Annotated in this window: 21 protein-coding genes and 1 riboswitch; of the genes, 12 read left to right on the top strand and 9 right to left on the bottom strand. The window is 64.0% G+C overall.

Features of this window, described 5'->3' with window-relative positions:
* Positions 1–92: 92 nt before the first annotated feature.
* From H163_RS0103740 to glcF, 3 genes are read left to right on the top strand one after another with little or no spacing between them, the layout of a single operon-like run.
* Positions 93–1,589 carry an FAD-linked oxidase C-terminal domain-containing protein gene (locus H163_RS0103740; protein WP_019963209.1) on the top strand — a complete coding sequence of 499 codons (1,497 nt, stop codon included), beginning with the start codon at positions 93–95 and terminating at the stop codon, positions 1,587–1,589.
* A gap of 13 nt (positions 1,590–1,602) precedes the next feature.
* Positions 1,603–2,871, top strand: a complete 1,269-nt coding sequence (gene glcE / locus H163_RS0103735; RefSeq protein ID WP_019963208.1) for a glycolate oxidase subunit GlcE — start codon at positions 1,603–1,605, stop codon at positions 2,869–2,871.
* Positions 2,872–2,892: 21 nt separating this feature from the next.
* Positions 2,893–4,224 carry a glycolate oxidase subunit GlcF gene (gene glcF, locus H163_RS0103730; RefSeq protein WP_019963207.1) on the top strand — a complete coding sequence of 444 codons (1,332 nt, stop codon included), beginning with the start codon at positions 2,893–2,895 and terminating at the stop codon, positions 4,222–4,224.
* 110 nt (positions 4,225–4,334) lie between these two features.
* Here the strand turns inward: glcF and clcA are convergent, their stop codons facing one another.
* The 3 genes from clcA to H163_RS0103715 form a co-directional block, all read right to left on the bottom strand.
* On the bottom strand, positions 4,335–5,702 hold the full coding sequence (gene clcA / locus H163_RS0103725) for a H(+)/Cl(-) exchange transporter ClcA (RefSeq protein WP_019963206.1): 1,368 nt from the start codon (positions 5,700–5,702) through the stop codon (positions 4,335–4,337).
* Positions 5,703–5,760: 58 nt separating this feature from the next.
* Positions 5,761–6,504, bottom strand: coding sequence for a L,D-transpeptidase (locus H163_RS0103720; RefSeq protein ID WP_019963205.1), 744 nt, complete (start codon positions 6,502–6,504; stop codon positions 5,761–5,763).
* 183 nt (positions 6,505–6,687) lie between these two features.
* Complete coding sequence (locus H163_RS0103715; protein ID WP_019963204.1) at positions 6,688–7,410, bottom strand: DUF2927 domain-containing protein; 723 nt, start codon at positions 7,408–7,410, stop codon at positions 6,688–6,690.
* Positions 7,411–7,645: 235 nt separating this feature from the next.
* On the opposite strand from H163_RS0103715, the gene H163_RS0103705 reads away from it, so the two are divergent.
* Together H163_RS0103705 and H163_RS0103700 are read left to right on the top strand one after the other, a co-directional pair.
* Complete coding sequence (locus tag H163_RS0103705) at positions 7,646–8,380, top strand: protein phosphatase CheZ (protein WP_019963203.1); 735 nt, start codon at positions 7,646–7,648, stop codon at positions 8,378–8,380.
* A 116-nt stretch (positions 8,381–8,496) separates the two neighbouring features.
* Positions 8,497–9,135, top strand: coding sequence for a DNA-3-methyladenine glycosylase I (locus H163_RS0103700; protein ID WP_040677797.1), 639 nt, complete (start codon positions 8,497–8,499; stop codon positions 9,133–9,135).
* A 149-nt stretch (positions 9,136–9,284) separates the two neighbouring features.
* Here H163_RS0103700 and hisG read toward each other — a convergent pair whose 3' ends face one another.
* From hisG to H163_RS0103680, 4 genes are all read right to left on the bottom strand, one after another.
* The gene (gene hisG / locus H163_RS0103695; RefSeq protein WP_019963201.1) at positions 9,285–10,253 is read right to left on the bottom strand and encodes an ATP phosphoribosyltransferase; all 969 of its coding nucleotides are present in this window, start codon (positions 10,251–10,253) and stop codon (positions 9,285–9,287) included.
* Positions 10,250–11,419: an ATP phosphoribosyltransferase regulatory subunit gene (locus H163_RS0103690; protein WP_019963200.1), complete on the bottom strand. Its 1,170-nt coding sequence runs from the start codon at positions 11,417–11,419 to the stop codon at positions 10,250–10,252. The genes hisG and H163_RS0103690 overlap by 4 nt, the downstream gene beginning before the upstream one ends.
* 10 nt (positions 11,420–11,429) lie before the next feature.
* Entirely contained in the window at positions 11,430–12,965 is a 1,536-nt protein-coding gene (gene hisS / locus H163_RS0103685) for a histidine--tRNA ligase (protein ID WP_019963199.1), read from the bottom strand.
* Positions 12,966–13,606: 641 nt separating this feature from the next.
* Complete coding sequence (locus tag H163_RS0103680; protein ID WP_019963197.1) at positions 13,607–14,056, bottom strand: group III truncated hemoglobin; 450 nt, start codon at positions 14,054–14,056, stop codon at positions 13,607–13,609.
* Between the two features lie 200 nt (positions 14,057–14,256).
* On the opposite strand from H163_RS0103680, the gene H163_RS0103675 reads away from it, so the two are divergent.
* The 5 genes from H163_RS0103675 to H163_RS0103655 all read left to right on the top strand — a co-directional run bounded on the left by H163_RS0103675 (position 14,257) and on the right by H163_RS0103655 (position 19,197).
* Positions 14,257–15,384, top strand: a complete 1,128-nt coding sequence (locus H163_RS0103675; protein ID WP_026355410.1) for a glycosyltransferase — start codon at positions 14,257–14,259, stop codon at positions 15,382–15,384.
* A gap of 13 nt (positions 15,385–15,397) precedes the next feature.
* Positions 15,398–16,930 carry a glycosyltransferase family 39 protein gene (locus H163_RS0103670; protein ID WP_040677795.1) on the top strand — a complete coding sequence of 511 codons (1,533 nt, stop codon included), beginning with the start codon at positions 15,398–15,400 and terminating at the stop codon, positions 16,928–16,930.
* Positions 16,931–17,040: 110 nt separating this feature from the next.
* Positions 17,041–17,838, top strand: a complete 798-nt coding sequence (locus tag H163_RS0103665; RefSeq protein ID WP_019963194.1) for a ChbG/HpnK family deacetylase — start codon at positions 17,041–17,043, stop codon at positions 17,836–17,838.
* A gap of 231 nt (positions 17,839–18,069) precedes the next feature.
* Positions 18,070–18,759, top strand: coding sequence for a Crp/Fnr family transcriptional regulator (locus tag H163_RS0103660; protein ID WP_019963193.1), 690 nt, complete (start codon positions 18,070–18,072; stop codon positions 18,757–18,759).
* A gap of 21 nt (positions 18,760–18,780) precedes the next feature.
* A complete protein-coding gene (locus H163_RS0103655; RefSeq protein WP_019963192.1) occupies positions 18,781–19,197 on the top strand; it encodes an acyl-CoA thioesterase in 417 nt (138 codons plus the stop codon).
* A gap of 204 nt (positions 19,198–19,401) precedes the next feature.
* Here H163_RS0103655 and H163_RS22130 read toward each other — a convergent pair whose 3' ends face one another.
* Entirely contained in the window at positions 19,402–19,689 is a 288-nt protein-coding gene (locus H163_RS22130; RefSeq protein ID WP_019963191.1) for a hypothetical protein, read from the bottom strand.
* A 70-nt stretch (positions 19,690–19,759) separates the two neighbouring features.
* A riboswitch (SAM-I-IV-variant riboswitch) is annotated at positions 19,760–19,871 on the bottom strand.
* 194 nt (positions 19,872–20,065) lie between these two features.
* On the opposite strand from H163_RS22130, the gene H163_RS0103645 reads away from it, so the two are divergent.
* Both H163_RS0103645 and H163_RS0103640 read left to right on the top strand, forming a co-directional pair.
* Positions 20,066–20,797 carry a YoaK family protein gene (locus tag H163_RS0103645; protein WP_026355408.1) on the top strand — a complete coding sequence of 244 codons (732 nt, stop codon included), beginning with the start codon at positions 20,066–20,068 and terminating at the stop codon, positions 20,795–20,797.
* Between the two features lie 89 nt (positions 20,798–20,886).
* Positions 20,887–21,888, top strand: a complete 1,002-nt coding sequence (locus H163_RS0103640; protein WP_026355407.1) for a hypothetical protein — start codon at positions 20,887–20,889, stop codon at positions 21,886–21,888.
* A 10-nt stretch (positions 21,889–21,898) separates the two neighbouring features.
* Here H163_RS0103640 and H163_RS0103635 read toward each other — a convergent pair whose 3' ends face one another.
* Positions 21,899–22,105 carry a SlyX family protein gene (locus tag H163_RS0103635; RefSeq protein WP_019963188.1) on the bottom strand — a complete coding sequence of 69 codons (207 nt, stop codon included), beginning with the start codon at positions 22,103–22,105 and terminating at the stop codon, positions 21,899–21,901.
* Positions 22,106–22,144: the final 39 nt, after the last annotated feature.

The following is a 22,144-nucleotide window of genomic DNA, read 5'->3' as shown; positions in this document are numbered from 1 at the left end:
AGGGCATTTCCGGGGCGGTGGAGCCGGTCCGTTTGCTGTCTTACGGGCAGGAGGGCAAGAATGGATCACATTTTTGCCGGAGAGGAGAGAAAATGGCCGGACTTGCCATGCCGCAGCCGGATGGCGCCATTCTGGCGCGCCGGGCGGAGATCGTTTCCGCGCTTCAGGCCATCGTGCCGGGAGAGGGTGTGATTGCCGATGACACCGGCATGCGCCCCTATGAGACCGATGCGCTGACCGCCTACCGCCAGATGCCGCTGATCGTCGTGCTGCCGGAAACGGTGGAGCAGGTCTCGGCTGTTTTGCGCTACTGCTATGACAACGGCGTCAAGGTGGTGCCGCGCGGGGCCGGCACCTCGCTCTCCGGCGGCGCACTGCCGGTGGCCGATGGCGTGCTCATGTCGATGATGAAGTTCAACCGCATCCTCGATATCGACTTCCCCAACCGTGCCGTCACTGTCCAGCCCGGCGTGACCAACCTTGGCATCACCCGCGCCGTGGAGCACGAGGGCTTCTATTACGCGCCGGACCCGTCCTCGCAGATCGCCTGTTCCATCGGCGGCAATATCGCGGAAAACTCCGGCGGCGTGCACAGCCTTAAATATGGCCTCACCACCAACAACGTGCTGGGCCTCGAAATGGTGCTGGTGACGGGGGAGGTCATCCGGCTTGGCGGCAAGCATCTGGATGCGGAAGGCTATGATCTTCTGGCCATGATGACCGGGTCCGAAGGGCTGCTTGGCGTCGTGACGGAAGTTACCGTGCGCATCCTGCAGAAGCCGGAAACGGCCCGCGCCGCGCTGGTCGGTTTCTCTGCCACCGAAGATGCCGGACGCTGCGTAGCGGATATCATCGCCGCCGGCATCATTCCCGGCGGTCTGGAGATGATGGACAAGCTGGCACTTGAGGCGGCGGAGGATTTCGTCCATGCCGGTTATCCGCGCGAAGCCGAGGCACTGCTGATCGTGGAGCTGGACGGGCCGGAAGCGGAGGTGGACTATCTCCTCGCCCGCGTCGAGGAAATCGCCCGCGCCAACAACTCCGGCTATTTGCGCGTTTCAACCAGTGAAGAAGAGCGGATGGTGTTCTGGGCCGGGCGTAAGGCGGCTTTCCCGGCGGTGGGGCGCATTTCGCCCGACTATCTGTGCATGGACGGCACCATTCCCCGGCGCGAGCTGCCGCGTGTGCTGGCCGGCATGCGGGCGCTGTCGGAGAAGCATGGGCTAAGGGTCGCCAACGTCTTCCACGCCGGAGACGGCAACCTGCATCCGCTGATCCTCTATGATGCCAATCTGCCGGGAGAACTGGAGGCTGCCGAGGCCTTCGGCGCCGACATCCTGCGGCTTTGCGTCGAGGTGGGGGGCGTGCTGACCGGCGAGCATGGCGTCGGCATCGAAAAACGCGACCTGATGCCGGAGATGTTCACTGAGGATGACCTGAAGCAGCAGCAGCGGGTCAAATGCGCCTTCGACGAGCGCCAGCTCCTCAATCCCGGCAAGGTCTTCCCCGTGCTGCACCGCTGTGCCGAGCTTGGCCGCATGCATGTGCACAAGGGGAAAATGCCTTTCCCGGACATTCCGCGTTTTTGAGCAGGTGGAACAGATGACCCCAGACCAGACCACCTTGGCTCCAGATGCTGCTGCGCTGAAAGCCGTGCGGCCCCGCAATGGTGAAGAATTGCGTGACCTGGTGGCCCACGCGGCTGCCGGGGATCTGCCGCTTGAAATCATCGGTCAGGGCTCCAAGCGGGCGCTGGGCCGTCCGGTTCAGGCTGGACTTGTGGCGGACCTGTCGGCTCTCTCCGGCATCCTCGTCTATGAGCCTGCCGAACTGGTGCTGACTGCGCTGGCAGGCACGCCGCTGGCCGAAATCGAGGCAGCGGTCGCCGCTGCGGGGCAGGAGCTTTCCTTCGAACCGATGGACTATGGCCCGCTGCTGGGCGGCGCTGCGGCGAGAGGCACGCTGGGCGGAACGCTGGCTGCCAATCTCTCCGGGCCCCGGCGCATCAAGGCAGGCGCTGCCCGTGATCACGTGCTCGGGATGGAAGCCGTCTCGGGGCGCGGGGAGATTTTCCGCGCAGGCGGCAAGGTGGTGAAGAACGTCACCGGCTACGATCTGCCCCGTGCGCTCTGCGGCTCCTGGGGCACGCTGGCGCTGTCCACCGAGCTGACGCTCAAGGTCAATCCACGGGCGGAGACCAGCGTCAGCCTGCTGATCGAGGGGCTGGATGATGCCACGGCGGTTGCCGCCCTCTGCCGGGCGATGGGCATGCCTGCCGAAGTGTCGGCGGCGGCGCATCTGCCCGAGGGCCTGTTTGCAAGGCTCGGCCTTGCCGGGCAGGACCGGGACAAGGCAGTGACGCTGATCCGGCTGGAGGGCTTCGGTCCCTCTGTCGACTACCGCTTTGCCGCACTGTCCCGCCTGCTGGCTGAGGACTTGCCGGATGAGGCTGCCGTGGAGCGGCTGGAGGACACGGCGTCCCGTGCCGCCTGGGCCGCGATCCGCGATTGCCAGCCCTTTGCAGGCGGCAGCCTGCCGGTCTGGCGCGTGTCGCTGCCGCCAGCTTCGGGGGCAAGATATCTCGCCAGCCTGAGGCAGAGCATTCCGGTGGAAGCCTTCTTTGACTGGAGCGGCGGGCTCGTCTGGCTGCAGTGCCTTGATGGCAATCTGCATGACGTGCCCATTCGTGATGCTCTGGCGGACCACGGCGGCGGCCATGCCATGCTGGTGCGGGCCGATGCCGGAGCGCGGTCCAGCGTGCCGGTGTTCGAGCCGCAGGAACCGGCGCTGGCAGCATTGTCGCGGCGGCTGAAAGCCCAGTTCGACCCGAAAGGCATTCTCAATCCCGGCCGTATCGCGCCGGATCTGTGACCCTTGACCCTCAGGTGATGCATGCAGACCAATTTCACCGCCGAACAGCTCGCAGATCCGCATGTGGCCGAATCGGAGAAGATTCTGCGCAAATGCGTGCATTGCGGCTTCTGCACGGCCACTTGCCCCACCTTCACCCTGCTGGGCGATGAGCTGGATAGCCCGCGCGGGCGCATCTACATGATCAAGGACATGCTGGAAAACGGCCGTCCGGCGGATGAACAGATCGTGCGCCACGTGGACCGCTGCCTGTCGTGCCTGTCCTGCATGACCACCTGTCCCTCGGGCGTGAATTACATGCATCTGGTGGACCACGCCCGCGCCCATATTGAGCAGACCTGGCGCCGTCCGCTGGCTGACCGGCTGATCCGCTCGCTGCTGGCCGCTGTCCTGCCCTATCCCGGCCGCTTCCGGCTGGCGCTGGTGGGGGCCTATATGGGCCGGCCGCTGGCGGGAGCCTTCAAGGCGCTGGGCGGTCCCTTTGCCAAGCTGGGCGCGATGCTTTCGCTTGCTCCTTCCAAGGCGCCAGGACGTGGCCAGTATGAGGCGCCGGGCAACTTCCAGCCGCAGGCGGCGGCGAAGAAGGGCAGGGTCGCCCTGCTCAACGGTTGCGCCCAGCCGGTACTGGCCCCCTCCATCAACGATGCCACCATCCGCCTGCTGACGCGGGCCGGATATGAGGTGGTGCTGCCCAAGGGCGAGGGCTGCTGCGGTGCGCTGGTGCATCACATGGGCCGGGAGGAGGATGCCCTCGCCAATGCCCGGCGCAATGTGGATGTGTGGATGCGCGAGGCGGACGGCGAAGGGCTCGACGCCATCCTCATCACCGCTTCCGGCTGCGGCACGACGATCAAGGATTATGGCTTCATGCTGCGCAATGATCCGGCCTATGCGGAGCGGGCGGCGCAGGTGTCTGGTCTGGCCAAGGACATCACCGAGTTTCTGACCGGGCTGGATCTTGGCGCGCCGGTGCGTCCCGGCGGGCTGACGATTGCCTATCACTCCGCCTGCTCCATGCAGCACGGGCAGAAGATCACCCGCCAGCCGAAGGACCTGCTGAAGGCCGCAGGCTTCACCGTGAAGGATGTGCCGGAGGGGCATCTGTGCTGCGGCTCGGCAGGCACCTACAACATTCTCCAGCCGGAAATTGCCACGCGCCTCAGGGACCGAAAGGTTGCCAACATCCGCAAGACGGTGCCGGATCTGGTCGCCACCGGCAACATCGGCTGCATGACGCAAATCGGAACCGGGATTGATATCCCCGTGGTGCATACGGCGGAGTTGCTGGACTGGGCCTATGGCGGGCCCTGTCCGGAGGCTCTGGAGGGCAAGGGGCTGACCGTCGCGTACTGATGCCAACTCTCGATGAGCTTGACTCATCGAGAGTTGGTCAAGCCCGCGCGGCGCCTGAGCAATTTCAAGGCGTGATGCGTCAGCATCTCAGCGCCTTGGTATGAGTCGGCTCAGCTTCCCGGAAGGCCGAGCTGGATGGGCGTGCGGTCCTTCTCCGCTGGCGGCGGCGTCTCGCCTGCAAGGCGGAGCGTACGTTCCAGCAGCATTTCATAGATTGGCCGCCCGTTCAGGGCATGAGCGGCCAGCGTTGCGGCAGCGCAGGTGACGAGCACCGGCAGCAGCAGCGGATAGGCGCCCGTCAGTTCCAGCACCAGCACGACCGCGACGAGCGGCGCCCTTACCGATGCGGCAAAGAAACCGCCCATGGCGGCGATGGCAAAGGCCTGTGCCGGAAGGTCCGCGCCGGGAAGCAGCTGGCTGGCCACAACGCCGAAGGCAAGGCCCGCACAGGTGGCGATGGAAAGCATCGGCGCGAAGATGCCCCCCGGCACACCGATGCTGTAGGATACCAGCGCCCCGGCAAAACGCAGCGCTGTCAGCAGCAGAAGCAGGCCAAGGCCCAGATGATCGGCCGTGACGAAGCTGACCAGCTGGTCACCGCCTCCCGTTGCAAGGGGAAAGGCAATCAGCAGGGCACCGGCGAGGCCGCCCGCAGCAACAGGCGGCAGCCACCAGAGCCGTTTCGGCAGCTTCTGGACCGCGTCGAGACTGGCAAGGACAGCGCTGTTGAAGCCTGTGCCAAGCGCCCCCAGCAGCGCGCCGAGCAGGATGAACAGCGGAAAGCTCAGAACGGGCAGGGCACTGGTGTCGATCTCCAGCGCCGGGCGGGTGCCCAGAAGGCCCTCCACCGTGAGGCCGCTGGCGATGCTGGCGAGGATCACTCCCATATAGGTGCGGTAGCCATAGGGGAACTGGCGGCGTGTTTCTTCCACGATGAAGAGAATGGCTGCGAGCGGGGCCGAAAAGGCCGCAGCAAGACCAGCCGCCGCGCCTGCGGCGAGCAATCCGCGCCGGTCATCTGCGGTAAAGCCCAGGCCTTGCGAAATGCCTGCGGCGGCGGCAGCCGACATGTGGATCGTCGGGCCTTCCCGGCCAAGCACCAGACCGGAAGACAGGGCCAGCAGCCCGCCGGTGAACTTCGCCACGAGAACCCGGAGCCAGCGCATGGGCCGCAGGCCCTCCATGGCACCTTCCACTTCCTGGATGCCGCTGCCCGCGGCTTCCGGCGCGATGCGGCGCACGATCAGGGCAGCAAGAAGTGCGCCAAGTGCGGAGATGGCGGCCGTCATGAGGGCCGAGAGCAGCGGGTCAGTCACCGCAAGGCGCAGATCGCGGTACAGGCTGGAGAGGGCATCCACGCCAAGGTGAAAGGCCGTGCCAGCCAGCCCGCCGGAGATGCCCGCAGCAACGGCTGCCAGCAGATAGACCGCGCCCGCATGGGGAGCGGCAGAGTGCCGGGATCTGGAGAAGGGGAACATGGCCGGGATCTTTCGCCGCAACCGGCAGCAGCACCGTTGCCGGGGCTGCGCCGCCAGATCAGATGACGATCACCGTCGCACCGACGCCGACACGCTCGTAAAGATCGGTCACGTCCTCGTTGCGCATGCGGATGCAGCCGGAAGACACCGCATGGCCGATGCTCCAGGGCTCGTTCGAGCCATGAATGCGGTAAAGCGACGAGCCGAGATAGAGTGCCCGGGCGCCCAGCGGGTTGTTTGGCCCGCCTGCCATGAAGGTGGGCAGTTCCGGGCGGCGCTTGCGCATGGAGGCCGGCGGGCGCCAGTCCGGCCACTCCGCCTTGCGGGTGACCTTGTGGGTGCCGGCCCATTCAAAGCCCGGCTTGCCGACGCCGATGCCATAGCGGCGCGCGGTGCCGTCATTCTGCACCAGATAGAGATACCGGGTGTTGGTATCCACCACGATCGTGCCCGGCTTGTGGGGGCCTTTGTAGTCCACCACCGCAGGCAGGAATTTCGGGTCGATCTGGCGGGTGGCCTGCGGTGCCTTGCGGGCTGGCTCGGCGTGGGCCAGCTGCACGGGGGCAGGGGCAGCTCTTTGACCGAAGGAGAACCAGCTCTGCTGCGGCGGCTGCGGCCTTGGCGGCTGGATGCCATGGGGGCGCAGCTGCAGCAGCCAGGGCTCTGCCAGATCCGGGCTGAGCACCACGGGCGGCGGGGTGGCGCTGTGCGTGCTCTGGGCCATGGCACTGCCGCAGACGGCAGGCATCAGCATAAGGCCGTTGATAAGCCCCATGGCAGTCAGGATCAGGATCCGCTTCATTGGCGTTACTCGCAAACAGATAGCCTTCGGCCGGAGACCGGCATTCGTTCAAATTTTAGGTATCTGACCGCGTGGAAAGGATGAACGGCGCGCTAGCCAGTCCGGCTATCTGGAATCACGGTAAAGGAACGGTTTGCGGATATGGTGAACGGCTGCTTACCCGCCGGATGCGGGCCCGGTGGCTCAGGGCTGGATCCGCCGCCGGGCATCCCGCACGACCACCGGCAGCACCTTTTCTGCCTCGGAAGGGGACATGCCGGGCTTGATGCGCGGGTCATAGAGCATGTTCAGGATAAGCTGGTCGAAAACGGTGAAGCGGTTATGGCGCGAGCCGTCGTTGAAGACCGAATGTACAAGGCGGTCATCATCATTCATGGGGCCGAGCCCCTGCAGCAGTTCCTCCACCAGACAGCGGCGGAACAGAAAATCGCCTTCATCGGAGACAATGACGGCACGGGAGTTCTTGATGCCCCGCCGCCCGGACTCCACCCGCACAAGGCAGCGGCCCGGCGCATCGGCGGTCATGTCCTTGTAGACCGACTGGCGCACCACGTCCTCATACTGGTGCCGGTCAACGATGTAGACGTCAAAGTTCGGCTCTTCCGTGGCGCTGGCCACCTGGATCGAAACGCCTGCGATCTTGCGGTCCATTTCGGCAATGAAGGCCTCGACTTCGGCCCGGCGGTCCTTGTGCGACAGGCTGAAGATGCGGAAACGGACGGGCTTGGCGAATTTCTTCACCAGATAGGGCTGCCAGCTCCAGGTGCGGTACTCGAGGCCGAAGACGGTCGCGTTGAAGCCGGTCACGAGTTCCTCCGTCGTGAAGGTATCCGGCTGCGCCACAGCCTTGCCGGCGAGGCTGCCGGCAAGCAGAAGGGCAAGGCATGTGATGGAAATGCGCGGCATCTGAAACTGCTTCACCGGGCTGCGGGACCTTCCTCACGCGGCGTTAACCATCCACGCCCGCGGACTTTAATCGCTTGCGCTGCAGCTTGAAAACCAAAATCGCATCAATAGCCTGAATCCGTATCATCTGCGCGTTTCAACGTAACCCGGGAACATTTCCTTAAACATCGGCGGTTATAAATCACCCTAAGGATGGGCAATCTCCTATAGTATTTGCGTGATAGCAGGAGCAGTTATGGCGGCGGCAAAACGTGCATTCCGGGTTGAAAGTCTTTTCCGTGATGCGACGGCTGCAGCGCAGCCAGAAAGACTGGAGGAGTACCGTCATCAGGAACTGATGGCGGAGATCCGGGCGCTCAAGTCGCTTGTGCAGGGCAACGAGCCCGCCGACAGCAAGTCCATCAGCGATCAGGTGCTGAAGGAGTTCCGCAAGGAACTCAATGAAGCTGCCAAGCTGAAGGCAGAACTTGACGCGATCTACGAGGCCATCAACGCCACGAAGAAGGAAATCGCAGCCCTTCACCACACCACCGGGTCGGAAGGTGAGGAGATGGCGCGCGTTTCCAACGAGCTGGATGCTGTTGTCGAAGGTACGGAAGGGGCGACCGACAGCATTCTGTCCGCCGCCGAATTCATTGACGAGACCGCCAATACGCTGTCTGCCCGCGTGAGCGGCCATGACCGTGAAATGGCTCAGGATATCCAGGAAAAGGTCATCCTGATTTTTGAAGCCTGTAACTTCCAGGATCTGACCGGCCAGCGCATCACCAAGGTGATCAATACCCTGCGCTTCATTGAAGAGCGCATCATCGACATGATGAACATCTGGGGCGGTATCGAGAGCTTCAACGATCTTGAGGTCAAGATGCGTGCGCAGGCCGAGGGCGATGCAGCCCTGCTCAACGGCCCGTCGCTCAAGACCGACTCCAACGTTGCCTCGCAGGACGACATCGACGCGCTCTTTGCCTGAGGCAAACCTCTTTCATTTTGGGAAAAGCCGGCCTTCGCGCCGGCTTTTTTCGTTTGCGGCATGGATGAAAAGAATATAGAACAAAAAAAGAACAAATACCTGTGCCGGAGGCGGTGATGGATGGATTGATTGAGGGCGCCGATGGCCAGCACCGCTGCAAATGGTATGGGGGGCTCGAGGATTACCGCATCTATCACGATGAGGAATGGGGCTGGCCCGTCAGGGACGATCACCGCCTGTTCGAGAAGATCTGCCTCGAAGGCTTCCAGTCCGGCCTGTCCTGGCTGACGATCCTGCGCAAGCGTGAAGGCTTCCGCGCGGCTTTTGCCGGGTTTGATTTCAACAAGGTCGCCGGGTTCGGGGATGAGGACATTGCCCGCTGCCTTGCCGACACCGGGATCGTGCGCCACCGTGGTAAGATCGTCTCCACCATCAACAACGCCCGGCGCGCCATAGAGTTGAAAGCCGAGTTCGGGTCGCTTGCCGCCTATTTCTGGCGTTTCGAGCCGAAGCCGGAGGCGCGTCCCTTGCGCTGCGACCGTGCCACCCTGTCGCAAATCACCCAGTCAGCGGAAAGTGTGGCCCTGTCCAAGGACCTCAAGAAGCGCGGCTGGAGTTTCGTGGGGCCAACCACCGTCTATGCCTTCATGCAGGCGATGGGACTGGTGAATGACCACCTTGAAGGCTGCTGCCGCCGGGCGCCGCTTGAAGAATACCGGGCTACGTTCGTGCGGCCGGTTGCCGTGCCGGTCTGATCCACCGGGCAGCCTTCCGCGTACATCTCATACCGTGAAGCTGTTGCAGAAACGGTTGCCGGTGCCGCAGCCCCCCGCGCGGCGCACCGGTCTTCCCCCGATGAAACTGGCCGCCTTGCGTTTTCTAGCCCGCAAGGCGGCCATTTTTTTCAGCGCCGCACCTTCTCCGCCAGCGGATCGAACAGGCGGTTGGTGCTGCGGAAGATGTAGTCCGGCGTCTCGACGCTGACCGTCTGGGCGCCATGCTCGATCAGCTTCTGGGCACAGTCGGCCACCTGATCCTTGGGGCAGAGCAGGGCGAGAACCGTTTCGTCGGCCGGATGACCGAAGGCAAGTTCAGCCCCCAGCGGCAGCACGGCCTTTACCGCGCCACGCGGATCGGTGACGAGCGCACGGACAATGCGCAGGCCCCTTGCGGTTTCTTCTGCCGCCACCCGGTCCAGAATGGTGCGTGCCGCGCCCAGTGCCGTTTCGCTCCAGTCCGCCTTCAGCGAGGCGACAAGATGCGCCTGGCTCTTCAGGATGACGCCGTCCTTCAGGATCTTCAGCGCGTTGGCTTCCAGCGTCGAGCCGGTGGTGGTGATGTCGACAATGAGTTCCGCAGAGCCGGCCGCAGGAGCGCCTTCCGTGGCGCCGGCGCTTTCAACGATGCGGTAATCGGCGATGCCCTGACGAGCGAAGAAGGCGCGGGTCAGGTTCACGTATTTGGTCGCCACCCGCAGGCTGCGGCCATGGCGGGCGCGGAAGTCGGACGCAACGTCGCCAAGGTCGGCCATGGTCTCCACGTCGATCCAGGCCTTGGGCACGGCGGCGACAACATCCGCCGGGCCGAAGCCGAGCGGAGTGACGACATGCACGAGGCGTTCCGGCGCGGCGATGCTCTCATGCACCAGATCCAGCCCGGTAATGCCGAAGTGGATGGTGCCTTCCGCCAGTTCGCGCGCAATCTCGGAGGCGGAGAGGAAGGCGATTTCCGCATCCTCCAGCCCCTTGATGGCACCCCGGTAGTTGCGGTCGCCGCCCGGCTGGACGATCCGCAGCCCGCTGGCTGCGAAGAACTCGGAGGTCTTTTCCTGCAGGCGGCCCTTGGAAGGAATGCCGATGATCAGACGGGTCATGCGCGTGCCTCCAGAACGGTCTGCAGCCGGTCGAGCCACAGCGAAAAGCCGACTGCAGGCACCTCGTGCGGGGCGCCCAGCAGCCGCAGAAGCTTGTCATAGCGCCCGCCGCCGACGATCTGCCCCGGCAGGTCATGGCCTGCGGCGGTCATCTCGAAAACGAAGCCGGTGTAATAGTCGAGGCGGCGGCCGAAGTCGGCGGCAAACTGCATGCGCGAGGCGGCAAGGCCGTGTGCATTGATGGCCGTAAGCCGGGCCTCGAAGGCGGCAAGCGGGCCGGAAAGATCCAGTCCATGACGGCTGGCGAAGGCCTTCAGCTCGCCAAGCGCCACATCCGGCTGGCCCTTGATGGAGAGATATTCGCGCAAGGTGGCCGCCGCGCCCGCATTGGCGCCCGAGCCGTTGGCAAGGGCGGCCTGCTCCAGAAAGCGTTCGGCAATTTCGCTGGCACTGCGCCCGGCCACGGCGGTGATGCCCGCGATGGACAGAAGATCGGTGACCACCTGCTGCGCGGCTTCATGGTTGGCGCCGTCGAGCGCGGCGAGGAAGCCGAGGCGGGTGGCGCTGTCATCCTGCACGGCTTCGCCACCCATGCGGGCGATGGCCGCGTCCAGCCGGGCCGTCTCGCCGAACAGGCCGCGCAGGCGGCGCTGCCACACCACGGGCAGGTTCAGCCCGGCAAGAACGGCGGTGAAGAGCGTTTCGTCGCCGATGCGGATCACCGGATCGCTGATGCCAAGATCGGCCAGCACGCCGGTCGCCAGCGCCAGCATGGCAGCATCCGCCTGTTCCCGGTCGCTACGGCCAAGGCTTTCGGCGCCCACCTGCGGGATCTCGCCAATGCCGCCGGGGCGCTGGCGGAACACGGGGCCCGCGTAGCAATAGTCATCGCGCCGGTTGGCCGGTTCGCTTTCGAGGTGCTGGCGGCAGACGGGAATGGTGAAGTCCGGGCGCAGGCACAGCTCCGGCCCATCGGCACCGTTTGTCAGGAACAGGCGGCGGCGGATGTCCTCGCCCACCAGATCCAGAAACGTGTCCGCAGGCTGCAGGATCGGCGGGTCGATGCGCGTATGCCCGGCGGCCTGCAGCCGCGCCAGTGCGGTTGCGGCCAGCCTTGCGGTGCCGGCATCAGCCCCTGATCCGTTTGCTGCGGTGCTTCCCGTCATCGTCCTGTCCTCAGCTTGCCGCACGGGCGCGGTCTTCGGCCTGCCCGGCCAGCATGCGCTTCACGGTTTTCACCAGCTCGCCTGCGGCCACAGTCACCTGTGCCGGGCGGCTTTCGCGCCATGTTACATTGTCGGTTATTTCACCTGAAAGACGCTTGCCCTCGATCAAGTCCTTGATCTGAATTTCGCCGTTGGCTCGCTCATCGGAACCTTGAATGATGGCGAGGGGGCAGCCGCGCTTGTCGGCATATTTCAGCTGGTTGCCGAATTTCTTCCAGTTGCCCTGATACATCTCGGCGCGGATGCCGGCCTGCCGCAGCTGCTGGGTCATGGCCTGATAGCTGGCCATGGCGTCTGCATCGCCGTCCATGACGGTGACGAGAACCGGCGGCAGCGTCTCGCTGCCCTGCAGCTTGCCGAGGTTCTTCAGCGCGCTCATCAGGCGCGACACGCCGATGGAAAAGCCCGTGGCCGGAACATCACGGCCCGTGAAGCGCTTCACCAGCCCGTCATAGCGCCCGCCGCCGCCAACGGAGCCGAACTGCACCACCTCACCCTTTTCATTGGTGACGGGGAACAGCAGCTCGGCCTCATAGACAGGGCCGGTGTAATATTCGAGGCCGCGCACAACGGAGGTGTCGATCTTGATGCGCTCGGCACCATAGCCCGCAGCGCGGACGAGGCCGGAGATGGCGCGCAGCTCCGAGAAGCCATCGTGCAGCGCGGCATTGAAGGGTAGGGCCGCCAGAGCCGGGGTCTTGAAGGCGAGGTCCTCGCCATCAGCCAGCAGGGCTTCCAGCGAACCGCCTTCCAGAATTTCGATGATGGCGGCGATGGCAGCGTCCGCAAGCCCGGCGCCCTTGGTGAAGTCGCCGCTCTCGTCCTTGCGCCCGGCGCCCAGCAGCAGGCGCACACCTTCGCTGTCGAACTTGTCGAACTTGTCCATGGCGCGCAGCACGGTCAGGCGCTGTTCGCCGTCCGCCTCGCCGCCAAGGCCGATGGCTTCCAGCACGCCGTCCAGAACCTTGCGGTTGTTGACGCGCACCACATACTGGCCCTTCAGCCCCAGGGCCTCCAGCGTGTCGGCGAACATCATGCACATTTCCGCGTCAGCCCCGACGCCCGGCGCGCCGACGCTGTCGGCGTCGAACTGCATGAACTGGCGGAAGCGGCCAGGGCCGGGCTTTTCGTTGCGGAACACCCAGCCCGCCCGGTAGCTGCGGAACGGCAGCTGGATCTCGTTGATGTGCTCGGCAACATGGCGGGCGAGCGGGGCCGTCAGGTCATAACGCAGGCTCAGCCACTGTTCGTCATCATCCTGCACGGAGAAGACGCCCGCATTCGGCCGGTCCGTATCGGGCAGGAACTTGCCGAGGCAGTCGGTGTATTCGAACATCGGCGTCTCGACCGGATCAAACCCGTAAAGCTCGTAAACCGCCTTGATCTTCGCGACCATTTCTTCCGTGGCGCGGATATCCGCTGCCGAACGGTCAACAAAGCCGCGCGGCAGCCGCGCCTTCAGTTTCTGGGTCTTCGGATTTGACATGGAACAGGCTGCTTTCCGGGATGCTGTGCAACAGGCTTGCGGTCATGTCCAGCGGCTTTCATGCCCCTGAAACGTCTGGCTGTTTCCTAGACGAAACCAGCCCGCCGGGCAAGGCATTGGGCGGGGAAGGGGGAGTGCCTGTTTTCAGCCTGCATGCCCTCTTCCTGTGGTGGGCGGCGTTTGAAATGGGTGGCAGGGGAAAAAGGCTGTTTGCCCTGCACAGCACGGCGGTTCAGTTTCCCTCCCCCTTAAGGCTACCGGATTCACATATCAGGTTCGGACATCGCCCGCAGTGATGCATCTGCTCTGTGACAGGGTCTCTCCGCCCCCCTCCCCCTCGTGGGGAGGGGTAAGGGGTGGGGGGCTCTGAGTCCGCAAGATTTTGAAAAAATTAGCTTTTCCTGAAGAGGCTGGAGAGGAGAAGAGAAGCTGTCTGTAATCAATGGAGACTTTGCCAGACGGAAAGGTCTTTCCCCCCACCCCCTTGCCCCTCCCCACCAGGGGGAGGGGGGCTGAAACGCCGTGCCGGAGTAACGAGACTTCAGACCTTCCCCATCTGTCTCTGGCTTCATCCACGAAGCCTGCATATCGTAGCTCAAGGTGGAAAAGGGGCGCTGTGCTCAAAAGAGCGCGCCTTCCCCCTATTCCTCCCCGAACAGAAATCCCGGCGGGCGGTCGAAGGGGGTGCCGAGCATGGCGAGCCAGAGGCTGGTGGCGATGCGTTCTGCCTGGCGGATGACGATGGCGGCAGCTTCCGGGTTGGCAAAGACGTGGCGGGCGGTCTGGCGGAAGAGGGCGAGCCAGCGGCGGAAATCATCGCTTTCCACCTCCTGGCGCATGGGCAGGTGGGTAGGCACCGGCCGGCCCTTGTACTCACCGGTTTTCAGCAGCACGGAGCCCCAGAAGCCCTTCATCCGTTCTAGATGCGCGTCCCAGTGCCCAGCCATGCGGGCCTCGAAAATGGGGCCGAGGCGTTCGTCGGTGCGCACGGCATCATAGAAGCTGTCCACCAGCGTGTTGATCTCCTCGCGGGTGATGCTTTCATGCATGGGCACGCGGGTGACGGCGGGGCGGATATCGACAGAGGTCATGGCCTGCTTTCCTGATCAGGCCGCCAGTCTAGCGGCGACCCTTTACAAAGGCACGGTAAAAGCTGCGCGGGCGGCAAGGGGCCGCAGGCTGGCGTCAACCGCGCCTCGCTTGCAAATGGCGGCCTTTTGGCTATGTTCCCGGCCAAACAGACCGGCAGGCAGATGGCCGCCGCAAGATGATTGAAGAACGGATTTTCCGCATGGATGTGAGCCTGAACCGGACAGAGGCGCAACATGGCGCTGCGCCGGAACTCACGGTGGTTCTGCCGACCTATAATGAGCGGGGCAACGTGCCGCTGGTGATTGCGGCGCTGCGCAAGGCGCTGGAAGGCGTGGCCTGGGAAGTCATCTTCGTCGATGACAACTCACCGGATGGCACCGCCGCCGCAGCCCGCGCCATTGCCGCCGAAGATCCGCGCATCCGCGTCATCCGCCGGGTAGGACGCCGCGGGCTTTCGGGCGCTTGCGTCGAAGGCATGCTGGCGTCGTCTGCCCCCTTTGTGGCGGTGATGGATGCGGACATGCAGCATGACGAGACGCTGCTGCCGCGCATGCTGGCGGCGCTGCGCTCCGGCGAGGTGGATCTGGCGGTCGCCAGCCGCAAGGTCGAAGGCGGCGATATCGGCGAGGGCCTGTCCGCGATCCGCAAGGCGGGCTCCAACTTCGCCAACGCGCTGGCGCGCAAGCTGCTGAAGGTGACGCTCTCCGACCCGATGAGCGGCTTCTTCATGCTGCGGCGGGAAGTGGTCGATGAACTTGCCCCGCGCCTCTCGGCTCAAGGCTTCAAGATCCTGCTGGATATCGTGGCAAGCGGCGAGGGGCGCCTGCGCATCCGCGAGCTGCCCTTTGTCTTCCGCGAGCGGCAGGAGGGGGAAAGCAAGCTCGATACGCTGGTGACGCTGGATTATCTGGGCCTTCTGGTCTCGAAGTATCTCGGCGACATGGTCTCCGTCCGCTTCCTCATGTTCAGCCTTGTGGGCGCCAGCGGCGTGCTGGTGCATCTGGTGGCGCTGCGCGCGTCGCTGCTGGCGCTGGAGCTAGACTTCAACCAGGCGCAGATTGCCGCGACCTTCGTCGCCATGACCACCAACTTCCTCCTCAACAACCAGCTGACCTACCGCGACCGGCGCCTGACCGGCTTTGCCATGCTGCGCGGCCTCGTCACCTTCTATGCGGTGTGCAGTGTCGGCGTGCTGGCCAATGTGGGCGTTGCCAACCTGATCTATGAAAACGAGCCGGTGTGGTGGATTGCTGGCGCTGCCGGGGCGGTGATGGGTGCAGTGTGGAATTACGCTGCCTCCTCCGTGCTGACCTGGCGCAAGTCCTGAGGGTGACCTGATCATGGCTGGACAGACGGGCGCATTGGGAACAGGCCGCGAAAGCGTGGCAGACCTGCCGCTTTGGCTGCAGCCGAAACTGCTTGTCCTTCTGGTGCTGGCGCTGACGGCACTGCGCCTGTGGACGGGCGCCAGCGCCTATATCGTCGAGGACGAGGGCTATTACCGGCTCTGGGGCCTCTATCCGGCTTTCGGCTATTACGACCACCCGCCGATGGTGGCCTGGTGGATCTGGCTGGGTCAGCAGATGGCCGGTGACACGGCGCTGGGGCTGCGGCTCGTCAGCATCCTGTCGGCGGCCATTGGGTCGCTGGCGCTGTGGCGCACGGCCTTCCTGCTGTTCGGCCCGCGCGTGGCCGGGCTGTCCGTGCTGTTCCTCAACGCGACGCTGCTCGTCGGCGTCGGCGCTGTGCTGGCGACGCCTGATGCGCCTTCCGTGTTCTTCTGGGGCCTGACGCTCTGGGCTCTGGCGGAACTCACCGCTTCAGGAAAACCCAGCTGGTGGCTGGCAGTGGGGCTGTTCGCAGGTTTTGGGCTCGTCTCCAAATATTCCGTTCTGTTCCTTGGCGCCGGGATCGTGCTGTGGCTGCTGATGCCCGCCAACCGCCGCTGGTTCCTGTCCTGGCAGCTGTGGGTGGGCGGCCTGATCGCCCTTGCGCTGCTATCTCCGGTGCTGATGTGGAATGCGGACCATGACTGGGCCTCGTTCTACAAGCAGTTCGGCCGCGCCGGGCGCGGTGACTGGACGGAAAAGTTCATCATCGAGTTCATCGGCGCCTTCCTCGGCCTGCTCAATCCGCTGGTGGCCATTCCGGCGCTGGCCGGGCTGTGGCAACTGATCCGGCGCATGGGCAAGGGCGAGACAGGCGCAGGGCTGATCGTGCTGACCACGCTGCCGTTCCTTGCCTATCTGCTCGTCCATGCGCTGCATTCGCGCGTTCAGGGCAACTGGCCAGCGCCCGTGTTCCCGGCTTTCTGCATCATGGCCGCTGTGTTTGTGGCTGCAAGCACAGCACGCTTCTGGCGCGGGCTTGCCGCGGTGGCGGTCGTGCTGGGGCTTGGGCTTGGTGCTGCGGTACAGGTGCATGCGGTGTCGCCCTTCACCGGCAAGTTCGCCCGCAAGGACCCCACGTTCCAGATGCGCGGCTGGCAGCAGATCCATGATGAACTGCGCCAGATCGCCGATGCGCAAGGGGCAGGCTACATCGCCACCATGGGCTATGGCCTCAATGGCCAGATGGCCTTTGCCTTCCGGGGGGAGATTCCGGTCATCCAGCTCAACGACCGCATCCGCTATGTGATGATGCCGCAGCCGGGGGCGGAGCTGTTCTCCGTGCCGGGGCTCTATGTCACCGAAGCGCGGCGCGATGCGGCGGAGCGCGTGTCGGAGACCTTTGGCCGGGTGGAGCTGGTGGCAACCCTCACGCGCAAGGTTGAGGGCGTGCCGCTGGAAGATCTACTGGTCTATGTCATCGATCAGCCGGAAGGCTCGCCGCTGGAGCCGATTGACCCCGTGCTGTGGATGGGCGCGCAATAGGCTGATGCCGCGAAGGCGTGCCTGAATTCTGTTTCCGATTGTATTCCAAGCCTTTTTGCGGTTAGCAAAGAGGCATGGTGCCCCGCGATAAATTGCGGGTAGGGGGCGGAATGAAAAGGATCACCCTGGCGGCAGTCGATTATGGCTTCGCGTTCGGCACGGACCGGGCGATCCGCGAGCTTTTGGTGCAGGGCCGTCTGAGTGCCGTGGGGTGTCTTGCTTTCTCCGAGCTCTGGCGGCGTGAATATGCGCCCTTGCGCGAAGTGGTGGAGGGTGCCGCGAGCCACGCGCTCGTTGGCCTGACATTGACACTCACGGGCCCTTTCGGTGAGCCGATGAGCCCGCGGTGGCGGCAGGAGCTGGGGCCATCGTTCCGTAGCCCCGGCTGGTTCGCCCGCCGCGCAGGCTTCGGGCTGCTGCCCGACGAAATCATCCTTGAGGAGATGGCCGCCCAGCTCCGCAGCTTCATGGAGCATTTCGGCGCTGAGCCGCAATTCATCACCCTGCCGGATGGCCTGATGCGCCACCGGGCTCTGGTTCGGCTGCTGGCGGGGGCGGTGGAGGCTGAGGGCCTAGCCACCCGTCCGCTTCTCATCTACCCGCAAGGGGAAGGGCGGGCGCTGCGCCGTTTCAGCCGCTTTGCGTTGAAGCTTGGCTTTCCGCTGCTGGCCAGCGGCCCCATGCTGCCGGACCCGCCAACCGAGGCGGAACTGCAGGAGGCGCTGAGGCATCACTTCGACGGACTTCCCGAAATGGCCTTCGTTGTGGCGCGGCCCTCGATCATTGATGACCGTCTGCGGCGGCAACTGCCAAAGGTGGAGCTTGCACGGCGCGAGCGGCATTTTGCCGTGCTCAAAAGCCTCAAGTTCTTCAACACGCTGGCAGAGAAGGACATCTTCCTTTACTGAGGGGCGTACCAGCCGGTCTTCTCTTGCCAGTCCTCAATCTGCCTTCCGCAAACGGAAACGGCTCCAGTGGGGGCTGGAGCCGTTCTTCGGGAGGAGGCAAACAGCTCTCGCTGTCTGCTATTGTGGATGTGGGTTGTTTTTGCGAGATTGCCAGAGGCAGGGCAGGGAATTTTTACAGGGCAGGCGGGCGGCGCAAAGCTGCAGGTCTGTCATGAGCAAGGGGCGTGTCTCGTGTCGGATCTAAAGGGCTTTCTCGACAACAGCTTCACTCTCGAGGGGTTGCCGTCAGAACTGGCGGATGGGCTCACCCGTCTGGCGCGCCCGATGAAGGTGAACCAGGGGGCGATCCTTTTCGAAACAGGCGATCCGGGCAATGGCTGCTATGCCATTCTGGAAGGCTCCCTCAAGGTCTCCATTCTGTCCGTCGAAGGGGATGAGCAGCTTCTGGCCGTGCTCGGGCCGGGGGATCTGGTGGGTGAACTTGCGCTGCTCGACGGGCGGCCGCGCTCGGCCACCGTGACGGCGCTGAAGGCGGCACGGCTCGCCTTTATCGACAAGTCAGCCTTCGAGCGCTTTGCCGATGAGAATCCGCAGCTCTACCGGCACATGCTGGCCATCGTCGGCAAGCGGCTGCGCCAGTCCAACGATGTTCTGGCCGCCCGTTCCTTCCTGCCGCTGCCGGGCCGTGTGGCCCAGACGCTGATGCAGCTGGCGGAGACTTTCGGCAAGCCGCTGGATAACGGCCGCATTCTCATTCACTACAAGCTCAGCCAGTCCGAGATTGCCAATATGGCAGGCGCTGCGCGTGAGAATGTCAGCCGCGTGCTGAACGACTGGAAGCGGCTCGGCACGATCAGCCGCATTTCCGGCTATTATTGCCTTGAGCGCCCGGAAGTGCTCAAGCAGGCCGCAACCCTCTGATTTTCCTCCCCACCGTCTTTCATGGAGAGCCATGTGACAGCCACTTCGGACGCAGAAACCGAACAGCCAACCGGTGACCTGACCCTTCGCACCATGGCCATGCCGGCCGATACCAACGCTTCGGGCGATATCTTCGGCGGCTGGGTGCTGTCGCAGATGGATCTTGCAGGCGGCATTGCCGCCGGCCAGCGCGCCAGCGGCCGCGTGGTGACCATTGCCATCGACCGGATGAAATTCATCCGCCCCGTGCATGTGGGTGATGTGCTGTGCATCTACACCCGCGTTGGCCGGATCGGCCGGTCCTCCATGGAAATCAACATGGAAGCCTGGGCCCTGCGCCACCGTTATGGCCAGCGGGAAAAGGTGACCGAAGCGATGTTTACCTTCGTCGCCGTGGACGAGGATGGCCGTCCGCGTCCGGTTCCGGCGGAGTGCTGAGGTCACCCTCCGGTGAACCCGGCTCATTGAGAGGGGAACTCCTCCCCACTTTCGTCTTGCCATGACGAATAGAAGGAAGAAGCCGGTCAGGCGGACCTGACCGGCTTGCGGCCTGCCTGGGGCAGGCGGAACAGCACGGAGCGCAAGGCTTTTCAGCCAAGGCACGTGAGAATAGCGTGGTTCGGGAGAGGTTTCCGCGGCGGGTCAGCCGGGAAGGGTCTGCCGGGCGCGACGCTCGAGATCGGCGTAAAGGCTCTCGTCGACCGCTTTGGAACAACCTGTTTTCCACAGTGCGATCAGCCCTTCCACCCTTGTCTTGCGCATCTCTGAGGTCAGCGGCGCATGTGTACGGCGGAGCGCGGCGGTCAGTTTCAACTGACGCAGGCGCTGCAGGACATAAAATTCCGAGGCGGTCAGGGAAGAACGGGCGGCAGGTGCGGCCAGGTCCTTCAGCTGTGCCCCGGCCAGGACAATCTGGACGGATGCGTTCACGGCGTTACTCTCTCTTCTCGACATTAAAAAATCCTCCTTCGGTTGCCCGAGGAGGACTGGCGCATTGACATTCTGACCGCTTGGTTGCCCTGGGTTTTCCCATGGCCACATCCCTTTGCGGGGACCACCTTGCCCGGCCGGGCAGGTTGGCGAGGGCGCCAGCCCTTCTCTTGATGATGGGCGGTTTATGCCACGGACCGTGCATGGGGTCAATCACCTGTAACGTCCGGCTGCAACTGTTTGCCGGTGGTCAGTTCGAGCCACGCGTGCGGTGGTCAACACCTCCTTAACGGGATGCGGGCAGGGTGCTAGTGGAATAGGTGTTCAGCGCCTCCCGGGATGCACAAGCGGCCGGGGAACAACGGGAAAGGGGCAGATGACGGAAGAGAGAGCAAGCCGCCTGGGGCTGTTTGATCCGGCCCGGCCGTTGACCGCGATAATGCTGGCTTTCTGTGCCTGCTATGTCGATGTGATCTGCGTCCTTGGCCTGTTCCACACCTTCACAGCCTTTGTCACGGGCACGCTTGTCGTGCTGTGCACGGAGATATTTACCCTGCCGGAGGATGCCAAGCTGAAGCTGGTGGTGCTTGCCACCTTCTTTGCCGCAACGCTTGGCTGGTACCAGCTGATCGTCCGCCTGAAGGCGGCAGGGCACCTGCGGCTGGCGCCATTGCTGGTACTGGAAGCTGCGCTGCTGGCCGTGTTCCTGCTGGTCACCGTGCTGGCCGGTCCGCTGGAGCACCCTCTGGCGCTGGCGACAATTGCCGCCGTGATGATCTCGACCCTCGCCATGTCGCTGCAGAACGTGATCATGAGCGAGCTGCTGAACTATCACGCGCCGACAACCTTCATGACCGGCAACACGATGCGCCTGATTGCCGGACTGGTCTCCGGCTGGCTGGCCACGGAACCGGCTTCACCCGGGGAGGTGGCGGATGCACGGGCGCGTGCCATCCAGCATGCGCAGGTGATCCTGGCCTTCGTCGGCGGGGGCCTGATGGCGGGCTTCGGGATGATGCAGGCCGGCTTCTATGCGCTGCTTCTGCCGGCCGGCATTCTGCTGACCATGGCGGCGGCACAGCGGCCTGTATCCTCCGGGCAAGGCTGATCCGTCACAGCTTTCTGGCGGGCGCGTCCCCACTCATGACCCTGTCCATATCGGGAGGCGCGGCCTCCCGCAGTCATGAGGACCTGCCCATGCCGGCACAAAACGATGCTACCCTGCAGATGATCAATGCCAATAATGCGGGTTTCGGGACGATGCGTTTCGATCCGAGGGCTGATTCTGGCAACTACCAGGATCACCTTGTCATGCAGGGTAATCAGCTTCCCAGCGTCTATTATGGTCTGGCGGGATCTGATGATACGACGAGGTTCAGGCCGCTTCATCGCGCTGGCTTTCTGGCGACTACCGCCCGCACGCGCGTCTATTTTGCGGTGGCGGGGATGATCAATCAGATCACCAATCCGCGTACGGCACTTTCGTCCAGTCTTCAGCAGGTTCAGGGGCCGGTCTACAAGAGCAAGTATTACGTCTTCGTCCGTCTCGGCGTTAATCTCGTTGATTTCCAGGCGTCGATTGCCGCCATGATTGCAAATGCGCAGGCGATCACGACTGACGATCTGGTGGACATGAACGCCCGTTCGCAGGCAACGGGCCCAACTGGCCTCTATTATGTAAACGCCGGAGCGCTGACGGGGACCTTCTGGGCCCGCAAGCACGCGGGCTGGGAAAGTTCCTTCTTCCCATCCAATGTCAACAAACGCCTCCGGCCGCTTTGCCTGATGGATTTCCGGATACAGCCCAATCAGGTTGTCACGGCGCAGGGCACGGGAGCGGCCTATGCCGCCAGCATTGCGCTGGTGCCTACGGCGCGCAATCAGGTGCATACAGGACACACGCTGATCACGCCGGGTGCATTGGCCAACTGGTACGCCGCACAGAATTTTGCGTCACTGGGAGCCCCTGTACCGGGTGCCACGATCTGGAACAAGTATGACTGGCTTGGCCAGTACCAGCAGAATGCGTCCTTTGCGACGAACAACTACGACATTACCGGCCCGCAGATTGCCAGCGGCAACGAGTATTATGCGCGTGATTTCTTCAATCTGTTCCCGGTAACGAACCCGAATGCCAATGCCGGCACCGCACAAAGCCAATCCATCGTCTCGATGATCGATGGCTTCGTGAATAATTGAGCTTTCGCAGTCAATAATGCGGCGGCCGGGTGACGGGATGGGCAGAAACGCCCGTCTCGATCAACTCGTCGATCTGGTCGGTCATCTCCCGCAGCTTGCGCGTCAGCCGCTCGATCTGCCTGCCCTGCTCGATGACCACAGCATTGAGATCGTCAATGGTGCGGATGGCGTGGGCAAGGCCGATTTCAAGGTTCACGACGCGGTCTTCATCCATCATGGCATGGGCCTCTCGTGACGGGCGGCAGAACGGCTGCCG

Source organism: Pannonibacter phragmitetus DSM 14782 (genome assembly GCF_000382365.1).
Taxonomy (GTDB): Bacteria; Pseudomonadota; Alphaproteobacteria; order Rhizobiales; family Stappiaceae; genus Pannonibacter; species Pannonibacter phragmitetus.
The sequence above is the reverse complement of the archived record's forward strand: the minus strand, read 5'-3'. Positions and strand labels throughout refer to the sequence as shown.

Excerpts from the sequence above, each read along its gene's own strand:
- H163_RS0103635 (WP_019963188.1), bottom strand. The coding sequence starts at position 22,105 with ATGATGGATGAAGACCGCGTCGTGAACCTTGAAATCGGCCTTGCCCAC.
- H163_RS0103670 (WP_040677795.1), top strand. The coding sequence starts at position 15,398 with ATGGCTGGACAGACGGGCGCATTGGGAACAGGCCGCGAAAGCGTGGCA.
- H163_RS0103715 (WP_019963204.1), bottom strand. The coding sequence starts at position 7,410 with ATGCCGCGCATTTCCATCACATGCCTTGCCCTTCTGCTTGCCGGCAGC.
- H163_RS0103655 (WP_019963192.1), top strand. The coding sequence starts at position 18,781 with ATGGAGAGCCATGTGACAGCCACTTCGGACGCAGAAACCGAACAGCCA.
- clcA (WP_019963206.1), bottom strand. The coding sequence starts at position 5,702 with ATGTTCCCCTTCTCCAGATCCCGGCACTCTGCCGCTCCCCATGCGGGC.
- H163_RS0103705 (WP_019963203.1), top strand. The coding sequence starts at position 7,646 with ATGGCGGCGGCAAAACGTGCATTCCGGGTTGAAAGTCTTTTCCGTGAT.
- H163_RS0103645 (WP_026355408.1), top strand. The coding sequence starts at position 20,066 with ATGACGGAAGAGAGAGCAAGCCGCCTGGGGCTGTTTGATCCGGCCCGG.
- H163_RS0103680 (WP_019963197.1), bottom strand. The coding sequence starts at position 14,056 with ATGACCTCTGTCGATATCCGCCCCGCCGTCACCCGCGTGCCCATGCAT.
- H163_RS0103640 (WP_026355407.1), top strand. The coding sequence starts at position 20,887 with ATGCCGGCACAAAACGATGCTACCCTGCAGATGATCAATGCCAATAAT.
- H163_RS0103665 (WP_019963194.1), top strand. The coding sequence starts at position 17,041 with ATGAAAAGGATCACCCTGGCGGCAGTCGATTATGGCTTCGCGTTCGGC.
- H163_RS0103675 (WP_026355410.1), top strand. The coding sequence starts at position 14,257 with ATGGATGTGAGCCTGAACCGGACAGAGGCGCAACATGGCGCTGCGCCG.
- H163_RS0103690 (WP_019963200.1), bottom strand. The coding sequence starts at position 11,419 with ATGACGGGAAGCACCGCAGCAAACGGATCAGGGGCTGATGCCGGCACC.
- hisS (WP_019963199.1), bottom strand. The coding sequence starts at position 12,965 with ATGTCAAATCCGAAGACCCAGAAACTGAAGGCGCGGCTGCCGCGCGGC.
- H163_RS0103720 (WP_019963205.1), bottom strand. The coding sequence starts at position 6,504 with ATGAAGCGGATCCTGATCCTGACTGCCATGGGGCTTATCAACGGCCTT.
- H163_RS0103740 (WP_019963209.1), top strand. The coding sequence starts at position 93 with ATGGCCGGACTTGCCATGCCGCAGCCGGATGGCGCCATTCTGGCGCGC.
- glcE (WP_019963208.1), top strand. The coding sequence starts at position 1,603 with ATGACCCCAGACCAGACCACCTTGGCTCCAGATGCTGCTGCGCTGAAA.
- H163_RS0103700 (WP_040677797.1), top strand. The coding sequence starts at position 8,497 with ATGGATGGATTGATTGAGGGCGCCGATGGCCAGCACCGCTGCAAATGG.
- hisG (WP_019963201.1), bottom strand. The coding sequence starts at position 10,253 with ATGACCCGTCTGATCATCGGCATTCCTTCCAAGGGCCGCCTGCAGGAA.
- glcF (WP_019963207.1), top strand. The coding sequence starts at position 2,893 with ATGCAGACCAATTTCACCGCCGAACAGCTCGCAGATCCGCATGTGGCC.